21 protein-coding genes are annotated in these 24,220 nt (G+C 36.5%); 10 read left to right on the top strand and 11 right to left on the bottom strand.

All coding sequences use genetic code 11. The features are described 5' to 3' along the window. Position 1: 1 nt before the first annotated feature. The 3 genes from HDC92_RS14415 to HDC92_RS14405 form a co-directional block, all read right to left on the bottom strand. Positions 2-559 carry a YeeE/YedE family protein gene (locus HDC92_RS14415; protein WP_255484535.1) on the bottom strand — a complete coding sequence of 186 codons (558 nt, stop codon included), beginning with the start codon at positions 557-559 and terminating at the stop codon, positions 2-4. A 14-nt stretch (positions 560-573) separates the two neighbouring features. Beyond that, positions 574-876 (bottom strand): RNA recognition motif domain-containing protein, encoded by a 303-nt coding sequence (locus HDC92_RS14410; protein WP_015808806.1) that lies wholly within the window; start codon positions 874-876, stop codon positions 574-576. A gap of 522 nt (positions 877-1,398) precedes the next feature. Next, positions 1,399-3,027: a hypothetical protein gene (locus HDC92_RS14405; protein WP_183875489.1), complete on the bottom strand. Its 1,629-nt coding sequence runs from the start codon at positions 3,025-3,027 to the stop codon at positions 1,399-1,401. 162 nt (positions 3,028-3,189) lie between these two features. Between HDC92_RS14405 and HDC92_RS14400 the strand changes: the two genes are divergently transcribed. The 4 genes from HDC92_RS14400 to HDC92_RS14385 all read left to right on the top strand — a co-directional run bounded on the left by HDC92_RS14400 (position 3,190) and on the right by HDC92_RS14385 (position 8,549). Beyond that, the gene (locus tag HDC92_RS14400; protein WP_183875487.1) at positions 3,190-5,427 is read left to right on the top strand and encodes a peptidase domain-containing ABC transporter; all 2,238 of its coding nucleotides are present in this window, start codon (positions 3,190-3,192) and stop codon (positions 5,425-5,427) included. 2 nt (positions 5,428-5,429) lie between these two features. Next, positions 5,430-6,758, top strand: coding sequence for an HlyD family efflux transporter periplasmic adaptor subunit (locus HDC92_RS14395; protein WP_183875485.1), 1,329 nt, complete (start codon positions 5,430-5,432; stop codon positions 6,756-6,758). Between the two features lie 89 nt (positions 6,759-6,847). Continuing rightward, positions 6,848-7,561 carry a hypothetical protein gene (locus HDC92_RS14390; RefSeq protein ID WP_183875483.1) on the top strand — a complete coding sequence of 238 codons (714 nt, stop codon included), beginning with the start codon at positions 6,848-6,850 and terminating at the stop codon, positions 7,559-7,561. After that, entirely contained in the window at positions 7,539-8,549 is a 1,011-nt protein-coding gene (locus tag HDC92_RS14385) for a hypothetical protein (protein ID WP_183875481.1), read from the top strand. Before HDC92_RS14390 ends, HDC92_RS14385 begins: the two co-directional genes overlap by 23 nt. A gap of 98 nt (positions 8,550-8,647) precedes the next feature. On the opposite strand, the gene HDC92_RS14380 is transcribed toward HDC92_RS14385, so the two are convergent. Both HDC92_RS14380 and HDC92_RS14375 read right to left on the bottom strand, forming a co-directional pair. Continuing rightward, positions 8,648-9,841: a hypothetical protein gene (locus HDC92_RS14380; protein WP_183875479.1), complete on the bottom strand. Its 1,194-nt coding sequence runs from the start codon at positions 9,839-9,841 to the stop codon at positions 8,648-8,650. 10 nt (positions 9,842-9,851) lie between these two features. Continuing rightward, a complete protein-coding gene (locus HDC92_RS14375) occupies positions 9,852-12,437 on the bottom strand; it encodes a TonB-dependent receptor (RefSeq protein ID WP_183875477.1) in 2,586 nt (861 codons plus the stop codon). 328 nt (positions 12,438-12,765) lie between these two features. Between HDC92_RS14375 and lpdA the strand changes: the two genes are divergently transcribed. The 5 genes from lpdA to HDC92_RS14350 all read left to right on the top strand — a co-directional run bounded on the left by lpdA (position 12,766) and on the right by HDC92_RS14350 (position 18,312). Then, positions 12,766-14,154, top strand: coding sequence for a dihydrolipoyl dehydrogenase (gene lpdA / locus HDC92_RS14370; protein ID WP_015808809.1), 1,389 nt, complete (start codon positions 12,766-12,768; stop codon positions 14,152-14,154). Between the two features lie 87 nt (positions 14,155-14,241). Beyond that, complete coding sequence (locus tag HDC92_RS14365; RefSeq protein ID WP_183875475.1) at positions 14,242-15,084, top strand: MBL fold metallo-hydrolase; 843 nt, start codon at positions 14,242-14,244, stop codon at positions 15,082-15,084. A 127-nt stretch (positions 15,085-15,211) separates the two neighbouring features. Next, positions 15,212-15,541 carry a YegP family protein gene (locus HDC92_RS14360; RefSeq protein WP_183875473.1) on the top strand — a complete coding sequence of 110 codons (330 nt, stop codon included), beginning with the start codon at positions 15,212-15,214 and terminating at the stop codon, positions 15,539-15,541. A gap of 353 nt (positions 15,542-15,894) precedes the next feature. Continuing rightward, the gene (locus HDC92_RS14355; RefSeq protein WP_008242129.1) at positions 15,895-16,755 is read left to right on the top strand and encodes an RNA polymerase sigma factor RpoD/SigA; all 861 of its coding nucleotides are present in this window, start codon (positions 15,895-15,897) and stop codon (positions 16,753-16,755) included. 108 nt (positions 16,756-16,863) lie between these two features. Continuing rightward, the gene (locus HDC92_RS14350; RefSeq protein WP_015808812.1) at positions 16,864-18,312 is read left to right on the top strand and encodes a glyceraldehyde-3-phosphate dehydrogenase; all 1,449 of its coding nucleotides are present in this window, start codon (positions 16,864-16,866) and stop codon (positions 18,310-18,312) included. A gap of 67 nt (positions 18,313-18,379) precedes the next feature. On the opposite strand, the gene HDC92_RS14345 is transcribed toward HDC92_RS14350, so the two are convergent. After that, positions 18,380-19,363, bottom strand: coding sequence for a potassium channel beta subunit family protein (locus tag HDC92_RS14345; protein WP_015808813.1), 984 nt, complete (start codon positions 19,361-19,363; stop codon positions 18,380-18,382). 145 nt (positions 19,364-19,508) lie between these two features. Between HDC92_RS14345 and HDC92_RS14340 the strand changes: the two genes are divergently transcribed. Then, positions 19,509-20,447 carry a M20/M25/M40 family metallo-hydrolase gene (locus tag HDC92_RS14340; protein ID WP_255484534.1) on the top strand — a complete coding sequence of 313 codons (939 nt, stop codon included), beginning with the start codon at positions 19,509-19,511 and terminating at the stop codon, positions 20,445-20,447. Positions 20,448-20,449: 2 nt separating this feature from the next. Here the strand turns inward: HDC92_RS14340 and HDC92_RS14335 are convergent, their stop codons facing one another. The 5 genes from HDC92_RS14335 to HDC92_RS14315 form a co-directional block, all read right to left on the bottom strand. Further along, positions 20,450-20,716 carry a hypothetical protein gene (locus HDC92_RS14335; protein WP_183875468.1) on the bottom strand — a complete coding sequence of 89 codons (267 nt, stop codon included), beginning with the start codon at positions 20,714-20,716 and terminating at the stop codon, positions 20,450-20,452. Positions 20,717-20,872: 156 nt separating this feature from the next. Then, positions 20,873-22,498 (bottom strand): S41 family peptidase, encoded by a 1,626-nt coding sequence (locus HDC92_RS14330; RefSeq protein ID WP_049772268.1) that lies wholly within the window; start codon positions 22,496-22,498, stop codon positions 20,873-20,875. Between the two features lie 42 nt (positions 22,499-22,540). Next, entirely contained in the window at positions 22,541-23,149 is a 609-nt protein-coding gene (locus HDC92_RS14325) for an HAD hydrolase-like protein (protein WP_015808817.1), read from the bottom strand. A gap of 2 nt (positions 23,150-23,151) precedes the next feature. Next, a complete protein-coding gene (locus HDC92_RS14320; RefSeq protein WP_183875466.1) occupies positions 23,152-23,478 on the bottom strand; it encodes a hypothetical protein in 327 nt (108 codons plus the stop codon). Next, a complete protein-coding gene (locus tag HDC92_RS14315; RefSeq protein WP_015808819.1) occupies positions 23,478-24,131 on the bottom strand; it encodes an ABC transporter ATP-binding protein in 654 nt (217 codons plus the stop codon). The genes HDC92_RS14320 and HDC92_RS14315 overlap by 1 nt, the downstream gene beginning before the upstream one ends. Positions 24,132-24,220: the final 89 nt, after the last annotated feature.

The raw sequence follows: 24,220 nt of genomic DNA, 5'->3' as shown, positions 1-24,220 counted from the left end.
TTTAAAATATGAAGGGCATAATCAACCATGTCATCATTAAGCCGCCAATAAAAAATCCCACTACAGCAAGCAAGGATGGCAATTGAAGATTTGAAAGACCAGAAATGGCATGTCCCGATGTACAACCACCTGCATACCTCGATCCAAAGCCAACCAGTCCGCCGCCTATAACCAGCAGAAAAAGCACCTTTGGATTACCCATTGCCTGTAAAGAGAACAATTCATCAGGATTTACCCCCCCGTTAAAACCAATTCCCAGGGCATTAAGATCTGTTACAGTTGCTGCAGATAAATCAAGCCCGGCAGGGCTGCTGAGCAATGTTGAAGAAATCCATCCGCCTATGATGGCGCCTACCAGAAAAAGCAGGTTCCAGCGCTGGGCCTTCCAGTCAAAATTAAAAAAACCAGTTCTTTTACCCGCACCTGCCATGCTGCAAATGGTGCGGAGATTGGAAGAAAAACCAAACGATTTGCCCCAAAAAATTAACATCAGCATAATCACTACGATCATTATGCCGGAAAAATACCAGGACCAGGGTTGTCTAATCAGTTCTATCATATCCATATTCCAGATCAGATCCTTGGTCTTTTCTTTTGATAAGTATGATTGGTTTTTATTTTAGGCGGAGGAGCGACTTCCTCCGAAATTTTAATATTCAATACCTGACCCTGATATTCTTCTCCATTTAACAAAGCAACTGCTTTCTCGGCTTCAGCCTGACTGGTCATTTCTAAAAAAGCATATCCTTTACACCGTTTAGTTATTTTATCGCGTACAACTTTAATGGTGTTTACCTGCGCACGGAGACTTATAAACATAACCAGATCCAATTCAGAAACGTCCGGCCTAAGCCCCCCAACAAAGATTTTAACCATAGTATGAAATAATATTTCCCGTGTAAAAATAGAAAATATATTGATATTGAGTGCATCAATAATTATTACAAACAGATTAAATCTGGCCTCTTTCTAAATATGCGCTTAGAGTAAATCCTTTAAATTAATTTCTAAAGTGTCTATTATTTCAAATAATGTTGAAATAGTATTGTCTCATCCTGATAAGACCTTATTCGATATACCTTTGGAATTGGTTAAGCGTTGGTAAACATTATGTAATGTGGGTGATTAAGGGTTGATAGACTCTGAACTGAAGCCACCCCTTAAGCTGGTGTTTAGCAAATGTAAGCAGCCCGAACACTCCCCGAAAGTATTGGCCGAGCAAATGGGTGTACTACCCTTGTACATCTGTATTGTAATATTCCACTAACCAGCGTCTTTTATGACGATTCCTTGCGCCTGACTTGTGCCTGTCCTCAGGCCAAGCACAAGGAAACCCGAACGTATCCTGGCTAGATCTATGGAAATTACAGGGGTGGGTATATTAGGATGGTGTAATTACTAACTAAAATTTTGAATACATATTTGACTCTCATTTAACGTAAAGAGTAATAAACAGCTAAAACTATCATTAATATTTAATGATCTAACAAGGTGTTCAAACGTTAAAATATATAATAAAGCCCCTCTTACGTCCTTAATTTTGAAATGATCATTTAATACACTTATAGTAAGCTTATTTGAATTAACTAATTCGGACAAATTATTTAATTCTGAAGTTAAAAAGCTAGTTAAGCTTTCTACAATAGAATAATATAGAGGGGTTTGTGCCTTTGAATTAAGATATAGAAGAGATGCACCGTTTGAAATTAATTTATCTACATATTCCTGATGGGTAGCATAATATTTTTTTAAAAGCTCATATTTTCTTTTCCGGATCAAATTAAGTTCTGACGGGACTTTAATGCTATCTTGTTCTTTAAACGTATATGTATGACGTAGACTGAGATAATAATTACATTTTAATAAATCAGCTTGAGTCAAATTTATTTTCTCACTCACAAATGTTAATAAAATAAGGCCAATTGAATAGTACCTCTCATCATCATGTATAATGTCTTTTCGTAGATATTTAATATAGACCTGACTTACTGATTTAGCAACATGCTCAAATCTATAATAAAAATCACTGTTCGGATTTTGTATATCAAATATACTTGTTGGAAGCGTTGACAAACTAATCCTATTCTTAGATTTGCTCATTAATACCTTTTTAAAGGCAGTAAAAACGTTCTCTCTCGAATAACTTGGGCTAATATTAAAAACGATGCAAATGTATTTTTTATAAATTCTAAAGCTTTGTTTGGGTGAAAGATAAAAATATGAGTAACAATGTTGCAAAATTGGGTCTGCAAGTACATCGTCTAAAATTGAGTGAATAAAATCAGTAATAGATATATTTTCATAGGTTAAATCCAAAACCAATTTATCTTTAACGTAATTTTCAGTATTAAATCTGAAAGGTTCAGACAAATAAAAGTCTATATAAGCACTTATACTTGATAAGTCATTATATCCCTCTTTTAACTTTGAAAATCCAGCTACTTCGATAAGCCGTTCAATAAAATGAGCATTTTTAGAAATTAAAAATCTTGGTTTATGTTTACCGTTATAGCTCCAGTTTGAATGCCTAAATACTTCGGCTTGGGAACATTGGAAAACAAACTCATTTAAAAGTAAAAATGCTTCCTTATATTCTAAAAGTTTATTAAACTGCGGCTGAATTTTTTTTAACTCATGCACAAAATTCTCATATGCTTTCTCATTAATTGTTTGAAAATTTGAACATGCTAATGAAACCTTTTGCTGTATTTGTTTTAAGAGCATATTTTTGGTATCCTTAATTATTTTACCATTTGAAATCATAGTAATTAATATTCCTTTTGGATCATAAAGCTCATCAAAAAGAATATTCTCTAAGTTTGAAAGTGGGATTTGAGTGAAATCAAATCTTTTTCCTTTAATTACAATAACAATTGGAGATATAACACTAAACTGTTCATCAACGATTACAACATCAATGTCACTCTGATTATTAACGGTATTATTTAATGAACTGCCAGTCCATATAACTCCCACGCATTTAGGATAATGGTAATTTACTACATTTAGTATGTCCTCGTCATTCATTGTACTGTTTTATGCTGTGAAAATAAGTGTATTATTTATACTTTAAAAATGTGTAATCTTTTTATGTCACTTACTCTTTTATAAGACATTGTATACTTGTTATATTTTTTTTACTTTCGTTAACAATTAATAATAGTAATGCTCATACAAATCTAAACTAAATTGTTAAAACGCTTTCCTACTGACCGCCAGTACGATTTGATGGACTGTGGCCCCGCTTGTTTAAAAATTATTGCGAAGTATTACGGCAAGTACTATTCAATGCAATATTTAAGAGATAAATGTGGTACAACACGTGAAGGAATATCATTTTTAGATCTTAGTTATGCCGCTGAAACGATTGGCATAAGAACTTTACCCATTGAAGCATCCATATACGATCTTAAAAATGTAGTTCCACTACCTTGTATTATCCATTGGAATCAAAGTCATTTTGTGGTTGTCTATAAGGTTACGAGCAAATTTGTTTTCATTTCGGATCCTGCACGCGGATTAGTGAATTATACCATTCAGGAGCTACGTGATAAATGGTATAACCCTGGCAAGGAAATAGGATCTTTAATGGTGTTGGAACCTCAGGCTGATTTTAAGCAAAGAGAAACCGGCGAAAAGATTGAGCGAAAAAAAACATTGGAGAATTTTCTCGGATATTTTACAAGTCATAAAAAGAGTTTTTTTAATCTCTTTGTAGTGATGCTATTGGTATGTATTCTTCAAGCATTTCTCCCATTCATCTCAAAAGCAGTAATTGATGTTGGTATTAGAACCCATGATTTAAATTTTATAAACTTAGTATTGATTGCAAACGTTACCATTTTAATCACCATTACTTTGTCAAATGCTATTAGGGATTGGATACTTCTTAATGTTACCTCACGTGTTAATCTTGCCTTAATATCTGATTATCTTATCAAATTGATGAGGTTACCAATAATTTTTTTTGAAAACAAGGCTGTAGGAGATATACTACAACGAGCAAATGATCATGAAAGAATTAAAAGTTTCATCATGAATAATTCATTAAGCCTTATTTTCTCAAGTATAACATTTTTAATATTTAGCACAGTGTTGTTGATATACAACAAGGTTATGTTTCTTATTTTTCTCATTGGAAGTCTTTTTTATATTTTATGGGTGTTATTGTTCTTAAAACTCAGAAGAAAATTGGATTGGGAGTACTTTGATCTTGTTTCACAAAATCAAAGCTTCTGGGTTGAGATGGTTTCTGCAATTCAAGATATAAAATTGAACAATTATGAAAGACAGAAAAGGTGGAAATGGGAAAAAATTCAAGCCAGGATGTTTAAAGTAAACCAAAAAGTGATGGTTATCTCAAACTGGCAATCATCTGGCGCTCAATTTATAAACAGTCTTAAAAATCTTTTAATAACCTTTTACTGCGCTAAAGCAGTCATTTCTGGAGAAATCACTTTCGGGATAATGATTTCAACTCAGTTTATAATTGGAATGTTGAATGCTCCATTATCTGATTTTATATCATTTATTATATCTGCCCAATCTGCCCAAATTAGTTTTTTACGACTAAATGAAGTTCATAAAATTCCTGATGAACAAGAAGAGGACCAATCTAATAATATCGTTTTGCCAGAAGATAAGAGCTTGTTAATTAAGAATCTAGTATTTCATTACAATACTAATGCACCGGCAATTTTAAAGAAAATAAATCTTTCTATTCCTTCAGGAAAAGTAACGGCTATTGTCGGGGATAGTGGCAGTGGGAAAACCACTTTGCTTAAACTTTTATTAAGAATGTACGAACCTACTTTTGGCGACATTTTTATTGGAAATATGAATATAAAAAATATTAACCTGAAGCAATGGAGAGATAAATGTGGCGTAGTACTTCAGGATGGAAAAATATTCAATGATACAATAATGAATAACATCATTTTAGATGATGAAAATATCAATTATGATAGGCTAAGGCTAGCTGTCAGTGCCGCAAATATTGGAACTGAAATAGAACAACTACCTAAAAGCTATAATACTGTAATGGGAGAAATGGGAAGAGGATTAAGTGGCGGACAAAAACAGAGAATATTAATTGCCAGGGCCTTATATAAAAACCCTGAATATCTTTTTTTAGATGAGGCGACTAATTCTCTTGATACTATTAATGAACTAAAGATTATTAAGGCATTAGATGAGCTTTTTAAAGAGCGAACTGTAGTTGTAATAGCACATCGGCTCAGCACAATAAAAAAAGCAGACCAAATTATTGTTTTTAAAGATGGATTTATTGTAGAAGTGGGGAATCATAGTTCACTGATGCAAAACAATGGTCAATACAGTAACCTCATCAAATCTCAGTACGAAGGTAACCAACTTGAAAATTTAACGCACAAAAGTAATTTTGAAAAATTTGCCGACCTAATATAGTAATGAAAACTCCTGTAAAAAAAAACAAAATGCTTAAACAAAGAAGTGAGCAGATAGATGACATTATAGAAAGAATTCCTACAAAATTTGGCATATGGGTTACGGGTATTATATTATCGATATTTATGTCACTTCTTCTATTTACATGGCTTATACAATATCCAGATACAGTAAGTGGAAATATAACAATCCGCTCTCAATATGCACCTATTAAACTTGTAGCAAATTCAAGTGGCAAACTATCTTTGTTCAATTTTAAATCGAAATCTGTTTTACAAAGTGGTGATTATATAGCTATAATTCAGAATTCAGCTAATACCAATGATGTTAAACTTATAAAACAATTACTTGATAAATTCGACATCAAAACTTTTGGGTTGGACTTAATTAATTCATTACCCAGAAATGCCTCAATGGGAGAGATTAATGTTAAATACTATAATTTTTTATTGGCTTTAAAAAAATATTCTGATTACAACCAAGGAAATTTATTTAAAAAACAAACAAACGGATTAAAAACAAAGATTGAACAGTTGCTGACATCAAAGATGAATACGGAGCTACTAAAACTTACGCGTACAAAGAATATGGCAATCTATTATAAGGCCCATATTAAAGATTCTCTATTATTACTAAATAAAAATGCTACAGAGTTAGAATTTGACAGGAGTCAGCTTTCTTATTTAAATAGTAAAGAAAGTGTTCAAAGCACCAATAATGAGCTAAATAATACACAGCAACTTATTGATGAATATCAAAATTCATTACAAAGACTTATTATAGAAAAGGACGTGGAGGAAAGTAAGATTAAGCTGGAACTTTTAACTGCTTATGCTGATTTAAAAGATAATATTGATTCATGGGAACGACGATATGTTTTTAAAGCACCGATATCAGGGAAGCTTGATTTTTCCAAATTCTGGAATAATAATGATTTTATCCAATCCGGTGAAGTTGTATTTACTATTGTTCCAAAATTAAACAAATTGATAGGTCAAGTACAGTTGCCTTCGTACGGTGCAGGAAAGGTAAAAATAGGACAAGAAGTTGCTATTAAGCTTGAAAGCTATCCTTATGAAGAGTATGGAATTGTAACCGGATTTGTTAATACGATTTCATTGTCTACGAATGAAACCAAAGAAAATGGACAAAGTATTATAAATACTTATCTGGTTGAAATAAGATTACCAAAAAACCTGAATACGAATTATGGATTTAATATAAAATTTGCATCAGAAATAAAAGGAACTGTTGACATAATCTGCAGTAAACGCAATCTTTTAAGCCGGTTTTTTGATAATCTAAGACGCATTACCAGTAAGGACAAATAATATAAAGCAATAATACTCATTTGTAAAAAATAAGTGTAAAAAATTTTTATTTATATCTAAAAAAATTAAATTTGACTAAACGCAAACTCATGAAAGACATCCTCAAAAGTATTTTCTTACTACTTATATATACATCAGCTCCTCTATTTGGCTTCAGCCAGTATAAAGTAGATTGTGGGAATATTGAACTCACTATCCCTGAATTCAAGAGTGATGCAACTTATCGCAAACGGTTTTTAGTAAATATGCACGTACTAAAACCTATCGATCAATCCGATGCAAATTTAGAGTTGCGGTTTTATTACGGCGAGATTACGCCAATTAAAACAATTGTAATTAAGTGTATTAAGGATTCAGTATATGCAGCTAAATATACTGCTTTAATTACCCCAGGTAAAAAACAACTTCCCACTGAAGGCACAAACTACAAAAGTTTGGGATATATAGACAGCATAAACAAAAGTGCAATTTATAAGATAGAAAAATACAAACCCATACCCGAGATAAGCTGGCAACGTTTTTTAAGTTTAATGATTCTGGATAATCATCTATTTGAATTACCTGATCAAAAAGAGCTAGATAAAAATGAATATCTAATACCGACTACAAATGAGAACAGAGTTTATCCTTATTCTTATATTGGATTTGAACTTTATGTAAATGGTCGTTTTCGTTCATTTGATCAATGGAAGGTGTCTGCTTATAAAAACACAAATAATTTACCCGTCATTACCTACTATAAAAATATAACATCATTACTTAACAAATTAATCGCTTATAATGGAAAAGAAATCATTAGATAATCTATTGCGCACCTTTTTACCAATTCCTATAAATGTCCAAAGACAAATTTTAGGGGGATATGCTGAAAATCCCGGTGGTCCACTAACTCCAGAACAACTAGCAAAAATTTTTAATTATGGTAACTTAAGTGCTAGTGATATCCTCAAGTTTAATGAGATGATTCAAGATATTAATTCAACTATACTAGGTTATAGCGTATTAACGGGTCTAATGACTGACGATAGTGCATTAAGAATTAATCTCTCAATTCTCCCTCCAGTTACTCCTGGCGCTATGGCAGAATATGAGTATTCAACAACTACTGGAAGTAAAATTAAAATTAAAGATCTATTAGATTATTCAGATCAGTATGATCAGTCTGGAAATGAAGGGGTTCTTGCCCATGAATTATATCATGCCTATAAGCACAAGATTGGAGATTCAGATCATGGTAAAGTTGTGTCTGAGGTAGATGCTAATCTATACGCAGGAATGGTATTGAAACAATTAGATGAAGTAAAACGAACCGATTGGAGGTATCACTCATCTCCAATAAACGCAGGTGTGGCAAATAGTGCTCAGGGATTTCAAGATGCTTGGTATCGTATTATGGATGGAAATTTGACCCAAAACGATTATAACACACTAATTGATGGATTTAAGCAAACAGAATTCAATCAAAGAGGAGTTTATAACAATTATACTACGGAAAAAGATAGTCTAGAATCGCAGGATATTAAAGCTCAATTTTCAAGCTATATTGCACCTGCGCCGGGCGAGGGCAGTAATAATCCAGGTAATGGATCTGGATCCGGTACTGGGCCTGGCACAGGAGGTGGAGGGCCTGATGATTCAGGTTCTTTTGAAACGCCATCATGGATTTACGGTTCATATAACCCTAACCCTAACCCGAATCCTAACCCGAATCCTAACCCGAATCCTGATCCAGATCCTGATCCTGATCCTGATCCATATCCACCGATACCTTCCTATAGAAGTTGGGCCTAAGATAATCTCTGGAACTTGAATATTAGCGGATTACTTTAGGCTATATATAAAAAAGGAGGATGTTCATGCTTTGAACATCCTCCTTTTTTATTGAAATATTAATTCTCTACTGGCACAAATACAAATCCTGTACTAGTTTTTGCAAATGTTTTTACTGCTGTAGGTGTAGCACCTCTAAATAGTGCGTAATTTATATTATATAGAACACTTTCATCAACAGGTGCACTTGCATACTTACCATTCAGGATAAATATTAAAGCATCATTGATTTGAGCATCAGTCCAGCTGTTAGGTCCCCCGGTTACATCGAAAGATCCAAAGTCAGCAGCATTAATCCTGCCCGCATCTGTGCCAACCTTAGCATCAATAGCAGCTTGCGATTTAAGTACGGCGTATTCAGCTTTAAGTAAAGTATAATAAACTGTAGGATCAAGAATCCATGTACCTTTCTTTTTAAGGAAAGACTTAGGGCCTATTGCAACTGATTTATTTATCCAGTTTGTACCATCAAATATTAAAGGTTTTATCCTTCTATAGGTCTTACTACTGGCAAAATAATCAAATGCAACATATTTTACATCTCCTAATTTTGCTTTAGCCGTCACACTGGCGTCTGATTTCAAAAAAACATTGAAGTAACCCGCTAAATTAGGTTCATCAGCAGCTCCAAAGTTAAACAACGCCAATTTACCAGCAGAAATATATTGGGCCTGACTAACCGTATAGGCTTTAATCCATTGTCCATTTAGGTAGATGAATGTATCTACAGCAGGCACTCCGGCGCTTGTGGTTGACCCCGATTCAAAGTAAGCATAGGTCAATATAGAAAGTTGGTTATTTACAGCAGCAGGATATTTTTTTACTAAAAATTCCAAAGACTTTGCTGTAGTGAAGTTTTTATTATTATTACCATTTATAGCTAAATAATCTGCATCAGTAACCGTATAAGTAAAAGGATTTGTGTTACCAGTGATCAAACTATCTGCCGGTTTAACCTGAGCAGGCAGAGAATTATAAGTTATGTTTGCTTTAGTTCCATCGGCAAGCTGAGCAAACCTGGAATTTAAAATTACCGGAATTGAAGCATTTGCATCCTGTTCATTGGCAAAATAAAAACCCTTTTGTGCATAATTACTTGAAGGTAGAAGTGCATAATCTGTATTTGCAAGGGTAAAGGCCAATGTCTTGGTTTCAGTAACTGGCTTTAAGTTATTCATTTCATCCTTTAAAGGATTACAAGCTGTGAATATCACACTGATAAACGCAACCATGTACAATAAGTTTTTTTTCATGATCATCATTTTAGAAATTAACTTTTAAACCAACAGTCCATGTTCTGCCAGCACCATAGTATACGCTGGCATTATTTGCATCACTAATCTTGTTGATAAACTGTGCGTTTGAATCTGAGATATATACTACATCCAGTAAATTGTTTACATTGGCAAACAAAGATGACTTGATACCTGCAAATTTGAATTTGAACACTGCATTTACGTCAACAAGAGAATAGCTAGGTACTTGCCATGGCACCAAATTCTCAGAAGTTATCAAAGTAGGGACAAATGAAGAGTAATATCGGCCAAAATAATTATAATCTGCACCAATTCTTAGATCTTCAGTGACATCAAACGAGGCACCTAGCGCTAAAGTTGTCTGCGGCTGGTCGCCTACCTTGAGGCCCTTTGTATAAAGAGGACCAATTGAACCGTTGTTTAAAACATTGCCATTAACATCCGTAATAACAGCCTTTGGAACATTACTATCCCATTTCCAGTCGCCCACAGAAAGCATACCATTAATGGTCAAAGATTGCACCGGAGAATATTTGAAGTCAACTTCCACACCTTGATGTAATGCATCTACACCACTTAAGTTCGCAGTATAAAACTGTTGGGTCGCCTGATCATAATAGGCATTGACAGTAGACCTGTCTTTCCAGCTTGTACGATATAAATTAACATTACCAGAAAATCTGGTGCTTCTGTAACCATAACCTAATTCGTAGCTAAGAATTTTTTCAGTTACCGCATCGGTATTCTTCTTATTCTGATAGCCTGCAAAAACAGCTTCAAAAATCGGCGCTTTTTCGAAATAACCTATATTGGCAAATACGTTATGGTGCTGATCCAAATTGTAGTTTGCACCACCCTTGGCCTGATAACCAAAATAGTTTACTTTTACACTTTTGCGCAACGGATCAGTATCCAGATACCGGAAATGATCTACACGCTGATAAGAAGTACTAGAACCAGATAAAGACAGAAATGTAGAAAGATTTCCGTAGCTATATTCACCTTGTACGAAAGCACCCTGCCAACCCACTAAACCATCATAGTAAAAACCAATTTTATCGCCTGTCTTGGCCATGTTAATAGGATTATTGATATTACCACCCCCTCTACTGGTAGTAGGCGTTCCACTGTATACATCCAGAACATATTCAGCACCCAGTAAATTCCTTACCGAATTGTAATGTACACCTTTATATTGTCTTAAATCAAGTCCTGCAAGTAAATCAAATTTATCATTTAACTTTTTCTTGTAGGTACTCATTAAACCACCCCATGTATGGTCGTTTCTGTACGACTGAAGGTAAGCAACTGCCTTACCATCCTGTGCCGCTGTATTTAAATCTACAAGAGCATCAATATCAACCGGTGTATATTTATTTCCTGTTCTTGTATTCAGAAAAAGAGTGGCATTATTGGGGAATTCATTTCCTCCTCTTCCCATTGATCCGTAAAGTGCAGTAGATAATGATGATGTTTCATCTATAATCCAGCTGTGATTCAGGGAAACCTGTGGTTTATGATAATAATTTCCACTGATTGTTTTTTCCTTTCCATCCAGGATACCATAGTTAGGATTGAATTTGTTACCTTGAGGAGCATCCTGGTAATAAGCCAATGTAAAACGTTCAAATCTGGATGCATGATATTGAGGAGCACCAAAACCAGTTAATGATAAGGTATGTTTTGCATTAATTATTTTAGATATATTAAAGAAATAGCTATAGGCCTCATAAGCCAAACCATTTACATACCCATCACCCACATTTCGTGAACCCATAGCAGAAAATGCCCATCCCTTATCTGTTAAACCAGTTGAGTAAGAAAATGTAGTTTTATTAAACCCATAACTCCCTAAACCCTGATAAATAAAACCACCTTTTTTAACATCGGTAGTCCGGGTTTGAATATTGATAGTACCACCTAATGAAGGCACTGCCACTTTGGAAGCACCAAGGCCTCTTTGTACCTGAATAGAGCTGGTCACATCGTTAAGACCAGCCCAATTGGACCAAAAAACGCGACTATCTTCCATATCGTTTACAGGAATACCATTAATCATTACAGCAATATTGGCACTCTGGAACCCCCTCATGTTAATCCTAGAATCACCGAAACCACCACCCGTGCCTTTTGTAGCATACACACCTGGCGTAGATTTAAGTAATTCAGGAAACTCCTGCTGACCCCCTTTTTCTTCGATTCTTTCTGCATTAACAATGGAAAGTGCAACGGGTGTTTTCCTGTCGATAGCAATATTGTTGGCCACAATCATTACCTCATCCATCGTATTTGAACTTGAAGTTAAAGTGATAAAGCCCATATCGGTTTTACCCGCAGCAATTACTACTTCTTTACGGTTATAACCGATATAAGAAACAACCAGTACATTGGCTCCGTCCTGTTTTTTTATCGAGAAACTTCCATCTGAAGAGGTCGAGGTTGATAAACCAGCACCTTTTAAACTTACCACTGCACCGGGTAAGGTTTCCTTTGTTAAGGAATCGATCACCTTACCTTTAATTGTTTGCTGAGCTAATGCCCCTAAAGCCAAAAATTGTACCAGTAGTGTGAAAACGAGTAAAGTTTTTTTCATACTTTTTTAGTTAGTTAATAATGTTCTTTAAATGATATTTCAAAAATATCGACGCAAAGTTAAATATTTATTATGCCAGCATTCCTTTTTCAATGTTAAATAATTATTAATAATTCAGGTATTTTTCAACATTTAACAATTGGATTAAATATTATAACCAACAGTTTATCAGCTATTTATATTTATTCTACATAACATGCAATTAGCAAAATTGTTATATTATACACATATCATGGAAATCACACATTCCTAAAGGGCATAACAGATTTAATGAACATTTTTTTATAATTTTGGCCTGTACTAAAGTTAAATTCCTTTTATTAAAGATATGAACTACGATTTAATTGTAATAGGCAGCGGTCCGGGTGGATACGTAGCTGCGATCAGAGCTTCTCAGTTAGGTTTGAAAACTGCAGTAGTTGAACGCGAATCTTTAGGTGGAATATGCCTGAACTGGGGCTGTATACCAACCAAAGCATTGTTAAAAAGCGCTCAGGTATTTGAATACATTAATCATGCTGCAGAGTATGGAATTAAAACTGCTGAAGCCGAAGCAGATTTTGCTGCTGTGATTAAACGCAGTCGGGGTGTTGCAGATGGCATGAGTAAGGGTGTTCAGTTCCTGATGAAAAAGAACAAGATTGATGTGATAATGGGCACTGGCAAAGTTAAGCCAGGCAATAAGGTAGAAGTTAAAGCTGCTGACGGATCACAAAAAGAATATACAGCAACAAGTATTATACTGGCTACCGGTGGAAGATCAAGAGAATTGCCGAACCTGAAACAGGATGGCAAAAAAGTGATTGGATACCGACAGGCAATGGTATTGCCTGAGCAGCCAAAATCGATGGTTGTGGTGGGGTCTGGTGCTATTGGTGTAGAATTTGCTTATTTTTATGCTACTTTAGGCACTAAGGTTACTGTTGTAGAATTTATGGACAATGTAGTACCTGTTGAAGATGAGGATGTATCTAAACAGTTGCTACGCAGCTTCAAAAAAGCAGGAATTGAAGTGATGACCTCTTCAAGCGTTGAATCTGTAGACACCAGTGGTAGCGGCTGCAAAGTTCAGGTTAAAACTGCTTCAGGTATGCAAACCTTAGAATGCGATATCGTCCTTTCTGCAGCAGGTGTGGTAGCAAACATTGAAAATATTGGCCTGGAAGAAACAGGCATAAAAACCGAAAAAGGTAAGGTAGTTGTGGATGAGTTTTACAATACTTCTGTAAAAGGTGTTTATGCAATTGGTGATATTGTTGGCGGACAGGCGCTGGCACACGTTGCTTCGGCAGAAGGCATTATCTGTGTAGAAAAAATTGCTGGTCATAAACCAGAGCCTTTGGATTATAACAACATCCCTGGATGTACTTATTGCAGTCCTGAGATTGCTTCTGTAGGTTATACGGAAAAAGCAGCTAAAGCGGCAGGATATGAATTGAAGATCGGTAAATTCCCATTCTCTGCTTCTGGTAAAGCCAGTGCTGCAGGTGCCAAGGATGGTTTTGTAAAACTAATTTTTGATGCAAAATATGGCGAATTATTAGGCGCACACATGATTGGCGCCAATGTAACTGAAATGATTGCCGAGATTGTAGTTGCGCGTAAGCTCGAAACAACAGGCCACGAAATGATTAAATCGGTACATCCACATCCAACCATGAGCGAAGCAATTATGGAAGCTGCAGCTGATGCGTATGGAGAGGTAATTCATTTGTAACGGATAAATTTGTTTTAAATGATATAGAGAGGCGGTTATACGAACCGCCTCTTTTTTTATCTTTACATACTAACCAAATTCATATAAATGAACTTACATACCATAAATACAGGCTTTTTTAAACTGGATGGCGGTGCCATGTTTGGTGTTGTCCCTAAATCTATCTGGCAAAAAAGCAATCCGGCGGATGCAAATAATATGTGCACCTGGGCCATGCGCTGTTTACTGATTGAGGATGGCGACAGGCTGATCCTGATAGACAATGGCATTGGCGATAAGCAGGACGAGAAGTTTTTAGGTCACTACTACCTGAATGGCGATGATACCCTGGACAAATCTCTGGCTGCAAAAGGTTTTAGCAGGGATGACATTACGGATGTATTTTTAACACACCTGCATTTTGACCATTGCGGAGGTTCAATTATCAGGCAGGGGGATGGCAGGCTTCGCCCTGCTTTTAAGAATGCTTTTTACTGGAGCAACGCCAAACATTGGGCCTGGGCGGTAAACCCTAACGAGCGGGAAAAGGCTTCTTTCCTGAAAGAAAATATTTTGCCGATACAGGATAGCGGACAACTGAGGTTTATAGAAGATAAAGACGGTATAGCTTTCCATGAAGGCATAAATATCCGCTTTGCCTATGGCCATACCGATGCCATGATGCTACCACAAATACAATATAAGCAGAAGACTATTGTTTATATGGCTGACCTGCTACCCTCTGTAGGGCACATTCCCCTCCCCTATGTGATGGCTTACGACATGTTTCCTCTAAAAACCTTAAATGAGAAAAAAGCCTTTTTACAGGAAGCTATAGATAAACAATACATATTGTACCTGGAACACGATCCGGTTAATGAATGCTGTACCTTGCAGCAGACTGAAAGAGGCATCAGGCTGGACCAGACTTTCGATCTGGCCAGCATTTAAAAGAAGATTTGCCTAGTTGTTAAGTGGTTAAACAAAAAATAATTCTAGATCTTTTCTGTTTAAGGTTTGTTTTTTATAAATTGAAATTATAAAGTCAACCTAATTAAAAACAATAAACAAAAAGATTATGGGTAAGTTCGAAATTACTACCAGAAAAAACGGAGAGTTCCAATTCAATTTAAAGGCGGGAAACGGACAGGTTATTTTAAGCAGTGAAGGTTATACCACTAAAAGTGCCTGCAATAACGGAATAGAGTCTGTCAGAAAAAATTCACAGGACGACAATAAATTTGATAGAAAGACCTCTTCAAACGGGAAACCTTATTTTAACCTGAAGGCTTCCAACGGACAGGTTATTGGCAATAGCGAAATGTATGAAAGTGATACGAGCAGAGAGAACGGAATAGAGTCTGTAAAGAAAAATGCAGCAATTGCGGAAGTTTCAGATCTGAGTTAAAAACTCAAACATATAAAATCATTCTGTTGGTATTGCTTCTGCACACCAGGCAGAATTGATTTTATATGATTTTTATGTCAGAAATTTATATACCTACGTAATATTTCAGATAATACTTAATCGGGATAATATCAGCCAACACCCCCAAACAAGTGATTAATAATAAATTAACGATAATTATCAGTATAAACAGGGAATACTGACAAAAGTATTTTGGAATAATTATTGCTGCTATAATGTAATGCAAATAACGGCTGCAAAGTGTAACATTTTCAGGAATTTATGTTTCAAATTTGCCTTTAAATCCTTACTTTTGCACGTTCAAAATACATAACGAGTACCAAAACATATAGATGAGACAACTCAAAATCACGCAATCAATTACCAACCGCGAAAGTCAATCATTAGACAAATACCTTCACGAGATTGGTAAAGTGGATTTAATCACGGCAGAAGAAGAAGTAATACTGGCACGGAAGATACGGGAAGGGGATCAGGCTGCATTAGAACGTTTAACAAAAACCAATTTACGCTTTGTAGTTTCCGTAGCAAAACAATATCAGAACCAAGGTTTAACCCTTGGAGATTTGATTAACGAAGGCAACCTGGGCTTGATTAAGGCAGCGAAACGTTTTGACGAAACTAAAGGTTTTAAATTTATCTCTTATGCGGTTTGGTGGATTCGTCAATCAATTTTACAGGCTATTGCTGAGCAAAGCCGGATTGTGCGTTTACCTTTGAACCAGGTTGGCTCATTAAGCAAAATCAGTAAGGCATTCTCAAAATTAGAGCAGGAGTATGAGCGTGAGCCCTCTCCTGAAGAATTGGCAGACATTTTAGAAACTACAGTTGATAAAATTTCAGATACCCTAAGTAATTCTGGCCGTCATGTATCTATGGATGCCCCTTTTGTTCAGGGCGAGGAAAATACTTTGCTTGATGTATTGGAAAATCATGAACCTAATACAGATAGCAGCCTGATCAATGAATCTCTTTCAGAGGAAATAAAACGTTCCCTGTCTACATTAACAGAACGTGAACGTGAAATCATTGTACTGTTCTTTGGTCTAAGTACCAATCATCCACTTTCATTAGAAGAGATTGGCGAAAAATTTAATTTAACACGCGAGCGTGTCCGCCAGATCAAAGATAAAGCTTTACAACGTCTGCGCCATACTTCAAGAAGTAAAATCCTGAAGTCGTATTTAGGATAAGTTCTTCCACCTGCTTCATTAACCAGGCAATAAAATTATAAAGTAAAAAGATTGGGTACTCGCTCAATCTTTTTTACTTTTGTGCCATTCTAACCAAAATTTCCTGACATGTTAAAGAAGTACCAATCTGAGTTTCAAAACTGGATTGAAAAAGAAAAGAAAGCTATTGAGTTGATCAATATTGTGGGTCAACTATGGTTCGACAGATCTGTTGAGCTGGTATTGTTCCGTAAGCCTTTATTTGATGTAGGTAGCAGTGAGATCCTTGCACATCATCAATATGCCAAAGAAGTAAGTGGAAAAGACATTAGCATTTATGAAACTTTAGAGCTGGCAACAACCATTGCGAAATGTAACCTTGCCCCTTCAAGGGTGGATGTAGGTAGGCTGGCTTCAGAATGGTTAGCAGACAATAATAACTATGCTTCAATCCATGATTTCATAGTCACAAAACTTAGCAAACACATCGGAAAAGACAAAATTAGCCTGAAACCAAAAGACGTTGTATTATTCGGTTTTGGCCGTATAGGCAGGATTGCGGCCAGGGAACTTATCCTGCAGGCGGGCAAAGGGGAACAGCTTCGCTTAAGGGCAATAGTAACCAGAAGTTATAGTGATGAAGAACTGATCAAGAGAGCCGAACTTTTACGTACAGATTCCATTCACGGCCCTTTTAATGGCACTATTATAGAAGATTTTGAAAACAAAGCATTAATTGCAAACGGGCAGACCATTCATTTTATTGAAGCTTCCAGCCCCGAATCAGTAGATTATACAACTTACGACATCAAGGACGCACTCCTGATAGACAATACCGGTATTTACCGCGACCGTGCTGGTCTGAGTAAGCACCTTAAGGCCAAAGGTATCAGTAAGGTATTGTTAACCGCACCAGCCAAAGGTGATATTCCTAATGTTGTAGCCGGCATAAACGATATAGAGGTCGATTTCAAAGCTGAAAACATTTTATCCAATGCTTCATGCACCACAAATGCAATAGTTCCTGTCCTGAAGATAGTTGATGATGCCTTTGGTATCGAAAAGGGTCATATAGAAACCGTACACTCCTATACCAATGATCAAAACCTGCTTGATAATTACCATAAAAAATACCGTCGCGGCCGCTCTGCAGCCTTAAACCTTGTCATAACTGAAACCGGGGCAGATAAAGCTGTAGCGAAGGTAATCCCCCATTTGGGTGGTAAGCTAACAGGTAATGCCGTACGCGTACCTACGCCCAATGTTTCATTGGCTATATTAAATTTATCTTTAAATAAGGTAACGTCTAAAGAAGAAGTTAGTGAAATTTTAAGACAGGCATCCTTATTTGGTGATCTTTCAGAACAGATCGAATATTCCATTTCAAACGAATTGGTAAGCACTGACCTGATTGGCAACAGTCATGCTTCAATTATTGATGGTCCTGCAACTATCATAGCTAAAGACAATAAATCAATTGTATTATACGCATGGTATGACAATGAATATGGTTATACCAGACAGGTAATCCGACTGGCTAAAAAGATGGCGGGTGTAATCAGGCTAACTTATTATTAAAAGCAAATGGCTATAAAAAAGCTTGTTCAGTACAAACTGAACAAGCTTTTTATTTTAATGTGTAAGCTTAAAACTGAACCACTTTGGGTTTAGTCTGTACAAGATCTTCAATTTTATCCATCACTTCATCGGTTAACAAAGGCAATACCTCTAAGGCGGTTAAATTCTCTTTTAACTGTTCAGTTTTAGATGCACCCAGGATAACTGTACTTACGTTAGGATTTTTAAGACACCATGCCAGCGATAATTTTGCCAGGGGAACATTCAGTTTATCGGCCAGCGCCTGTAATTTTTCAGCTTTTTTCAACTTCTCTTCGTTCAGTACCGCATCTTTCAGCCATTCCATCCCCTTAAGTTCCAGGCGTGTATCTTTTGTTTTTTTAGAAGTATACTTGCCCGAAAGCAAGCCAGAAGCCAAAGGCGACCATATGGTAGTACCCAATCCATGTTCCTTAAACAACAGTAAATACTCATTTTCCAACTTGTTACGCTCCATCAGGTTGTACTGGGGCTGCTCCATGGTAGGTCCGATAAGATTGTATTGTTTAGCTACCCTTATGGCTTCCATGATCTCTACTGCGTTCCATTCAGACGTTCCCCAGTAAAGTATCTTTCCCTGTTGTAAAAGTCCATTCATGGCCCATACTGTCTCTTCTATGGGGGTATTTCTATCCGGACGGTGACAGAAGTAGAGATCCAGATAATCTACCTGCAACCTTTTTAAAGCACCATTACATGCTTCAATGACATGCTTTCTTGATAATCCAATGCGGTTAGGACCTTTATTTTCCGTACCAAAAAACACCTTGCTTGAAACCACAAAGGACTCCCGCTCCCATTTATGAGCTTTCAGTATTTTGCCCATTACTATTTCAGATTTGCCTGCGGCATAGCCTTCTGCATTGTCGAAAAAGTTAACACCAGCATCATAAGCCATTCCCATTAACTCATCTGCGGTTTTATCACTGATTTGTTGCCCGAAAGTAAGCCAGCTGCCTAATGACAATGCGCTTACCTGTAATCCTGATTTTCCTAAACGCCTGTATTCCATTTTAAAAATTTTATAATTAACACCAATTCCCAAATTGGAACGATTAATTTAAAACAGTACTTCTTCCTATAAGTTTTTACAAAAATAGGATTGTAGTTATATCAGCCAATATAATTACCTTTATGTGATGTATAAGCCCATTTATATGAATACTTACCTGCTGTTGTCATTGGCCTTGTTATTAAGCTGCAGCTCTGTAAAAAATACTGCAGGAAATGAACGTGACAAGCAATTACTAAGCGATGTGGAAATCCTTTCTTCTGATGCTTATGAAGGCAGGAAGACCGACACTAAAGGAGCCGAAATGGCCAGAAATTACCTCAACAACCGCTTTAAGGCCATAGGCTTAAAAACATTTCCGCAACTGCAGGGTTATGAGCAGGGATTTTCCTTCAAGACCAGCAAAGGAGAGGTAAATGGCAAAAATATGATCGGTTTTATTGAAGGCAAAAATGATAAAGTGATCGTGATTTCGGCCCATTACGACCATATCGGCATCATCAGAAATGAAATCTATAATGGTGCAGACGACAATGCATCCGGGGTAGCCGCTTTACTCAAATTTGCTGCTTATTATAAACAACACCAACCCAATCATACTTTGATTTTTGCAGCTTTTGATGCAGAAGAAATGGGTTTACAGGGCGCAAGGGCATTTGTAGCCAATCCTCCGGTAGGCCTTGACAAGGTGATCATGAACATCAATATGGATATGATCAGTCATAATGATAAAGCTGAACTTTATGCCTGTGGCACATTTAAGTATCCGGCATTAAAAAACTACTTTTACATTACCAATCCTAACCTCAAGGTATTATTTGGTCATGACGACCCTAAACTGGGCAAGGACGACTGGACCAACCAAAGCGATCATTCTATTTTCAATGACAGGAACATTCCTTTTATCTATTTTGGTGTAGAAGACCATAAAGACTACCACAAGGCTACTGATGAATATCAGAACATCAATAAACGTTTTTTTATCGATGCCAGTAATGCCATTTTAGAGATCATCACCAACATTGATAAAGAACGTGATATCCAGCAGCTGTTCCATGAAAAGCAGCGCATGAAAAAACAATAAGACTAAAAATCTATTGCAATCAGGCTTGTCAATGGAAGATGTATACCGTTTTTAAGTTGAATGTATTTTTCTGTAACCGACCATACCGTTGTCGAAACCTTTTTTGGTCCTTCTTTGGTATTAAAGGTAATGTCGGCCTTTGATTTAAACTCATTACCCAGTCGCTGGGCTGAATTTAATTTATCTCTTAATTCTTCTGTATGATTTTGATCAGCCGGTACAATCTGGCTGATGTCTATTGCTTCTTTCGCGATTAATTCCCCTAACATAATATACTGGCTAAATACCGGTTAAACACTTGTTTAACCTAAAATTACAATACCAATAAACAAAAAAAGCGCCATACTTCAAAGGCATTTACACAATTGTGTCAATAAAATTTCTGATACATGACAAAGCCTTCTGATTCACAGTTTCTTAGTTTATCACCTTCCTTTATGGCGGTTTTCTATCATCCCTACAAAGCTTGCCCCGTCCCCTACCGGTGCATTGAAATTCTGATTGTCAAGAGCAATGGTTTTGCTACCTACACTCATGACGGCTTTAGAACCCACTGTATTACTACTTGTAATTGCCGCAGAATTTAACAGACCAATTGCCTTGGCCAGGTAAGCCTCTTTTTCATCACCCAACTGGTAAGTTGGGTTTTCAGACAAAGCAGCGTCCGGCACCATACCTGAAAAATATCCGCCCTGATCGGCCGAATTTTTAGTCTCAAACAAGGAATAAAAAACGTCATACCTGTTTTGAAGTCTGACAGGGAAAAAACCGATTGGCTTTCCATAAGTGGTTTGGCCCACCAGCTTCACGTTCATTTTAGGTTTTAAAGAATTGATCACCAGCTCGCTGGCTGATGCTGTATTGCGGGAAACCAGAAAAACAATATTGCTTACCCCTGTCAGGTTGCCAATTTTGCTAAATGAATATGTATTTCCGGCTACCGTATAATCTATATCATCAAAATAATTCATCATCCGGCCGTTTTTGTAACGAACCTTATCATTATCATCCAGTAATGGCTGATTTTTCATTATGGTTGCTTTCTGATCTCTCAGTGTTGCATTATAATATTCCTTATACATTACCCCAGTAGCTGTCGTAGGCGCGATCAGGTTAATCAAACGTTCGGCAGTACTGATATAACCGCCTCCATTATACCTTAAATCTACAACCAGATCGGTTACATTCTGGGCAGCAAAGCTGCTGAATACATTACCTAAAGCAGTAAAGGAATTGTTTTCATTTGAAAAACGGCCATAAGCCAGATAACCGATCTTTTTACTTCCCGAAGTAATTACTTTAGACACATATACCGGACTGCTGCTATACGATTTTTTAGTCAGGGTAAGGTTAAACGCTTCTCCCTGAACATCATTGGAAAATTTATACCCTTCTATTGTAACTGAACTTTTGGCAAACTCATCATAAATTGCATTGTATTCACCGTTATAATTTGTACCGAATGACCGTCCGTTAATTTTGGTGATTGCCCAACCTCTTTTTACACCTTTTGCTTCTGCATCCGAACCAGGATATACAACAGTAACAAAAATAGTATAGCTGTTATTGGTACCAAATGGAATCCACATTACCCCGGTATCGTTTCCATTGCCATCAAGGTCTACAGACAGCCTTGAATTGGGTACAGCCGATACGGCAGCAGGATTTCTGGTCGTAATGTCTTCAATATAGGAGTATTTTGGATCTGAGTTTCCTGCGATGTAATCTGCGGATCCGGAAGATTTTACGATATTAAACAAGTTGTTCTCATAGTTAATGAGGTCGGTACTTGCGGTGTTATACTGACGGGGCACATAATCATCATAAGATGGCAACGCAGTATTCCAGTAATAGATTTGCTGGGCATATAAAAACAAAGAATCATTGGTTAATTCTGTTCTGTTGGTAGTTGGCGTTTGCTTTACATTTGAGCCCGAAGCTGGCGGATCTGGTTCGGGTGTTACTTTAGATTTTTTACATGCCCCAAGGGCCATCATGATAAACAACATATAAAGGAAAACAGGTTTCCTTTGCCAAACGATGGATTTCATTTTCAATATTTTAAATAAATATACGAGTAAATATGAACGTAATTAAGAAATTAATAGTTCTTCAACCGGTAAATAACATATTTTAACATTTGATGCCGCTGTTTTGGAGAATTCGGATTTACCGATCAATACTACTGTTTCTTTATCTATCTGGTGTTTCTCCAGAATAAATTCAAGCCGATCGGGCTCTTCGTTCAACTCTTCTGTAAAATAAACGGTCAGGTATTTTTCCAGACCGTTCCATTCTATCTGTTTTATTTTATTAAGCTGCATCACCGGACTTCCCTGTACCAGTAAAAAGATTTGTTTCCGTTCTACTACTATTTCCTGTAGAAAGCGTAGGACTTCGTTATACACAAGCAGCTTAAGCGGCAAACGTACACTCATCAGCAACATGTCAAAATTAACCTGGTATTTATCAGGTATGTTAAACTTACCGGCTGTTTTAGCAAACAAATCTACTGCTCCTTCTTCCAGATAAGTGTCTTGCATAAATTTAAGTACGTCAACAGCACTCAGCTGCTCTCCATATTCCATAAACTGGGCAAACAGGTAATATACCTGCAACAGGTAATCCTTTTCGGGATAAATTACATCGTCCAGTTCAAAAATGAAGGTTTCTTTTTCTTTTAAGTATTTTTCCAATGCCATTATTACTTTTTTAAAGGAATGATCTGAGCTGTTTCAGGTAGCAGAACCCGGATGTTAAACTCTTCAAAAAGTACAGCTGACTTTGCAATTTCTGCAATCTCAAATGCATACAGTGGTAAAATAGCATCTGCAGCTTCATTAAGGCAATGGTTCAATAAATTATGGGCAATGATGTCATCGTTTCGTTCCCCCAGCGAAATAAACTGATATTTTGCAGTTGGGAACAAAGGCACATCTCCGTAGTCTGCCAGCACAATGGCATCATCTGCAAATGCAATAAGCATTTTCAGCGCCTGGGCAGATACCCCCCCGGTAATCAAAATCTTCATTAATATATAATTAACCCATCCTTCATAGTTACCACCCTATCGCTGATCTTGGCCAGATCTTCGTTGTGCGTAACAATGACAAAGGTTTGTTTAAAATTATCCCTTAGCTTGATGAAAAATTCATGTAATGCATTGGCATTTGCCGAGTCCAGGTTACCTGATGGCTCATCCGCCAGAATAATTGCGGGATTATTGACCAATGCCCTGGCTACCGCAACCCGTTGCTGCTCGCCACCAGATAATTCATTTGGCTTATGATCAGCGCGATCTTTCAGCCCCAACAGATCCAGTAACTCCATAGCACGATGTTCAGCCTGTTTTTTAGCGGTTTTAGCAATAAAAGCAGGAATACATATGTTTTCTAATGCAGTAAATTCGGGCAACAGGTGATGAAACTGAAAAACAAAACCAATGTTACGGTTGCGGAAAACACTCAGCAATTCACCCGAAAGCTGATTAACCTTTGTTCCATTTAGTTCAACCGTTCCTTCATCGGGCTTATCCAAAGTACCTAAAATATGTAAAAGCGTACTCTTACCCGCTCCCGAAGCACCGATTATACTTACAATCTCTCCTTTTTCGACTTCAAAATCAACACCTTTTAATATAGGCAGATTTCCATAAGCTTTTTTTATACCTCTTGCTTTTAGCATAAGTGCAAACTTACAAAAAACCATAAACTAAAAATGTCCCAGCAAATTTTCTTAAGTATTATTTGGAAAATAAGAAATATGAACTAACT

Origin of the sequence: Pedobacter sp. AK017 (assembly GCF_014200825.1) — a bacterium.
Taxonomy (GTDB): domain Bacteria; phylum Bacteroidota; class Bacteroidia; order Sphingobacteriales; family Sphingobacteriaceae; genus Pedobacter; species Pedobacter heparinus.
The sequence above is the reverse complement of the archived record's forward strand: the minus strand, read 5'-3'. Positions and strand labels throughout refer to the sequence as shown.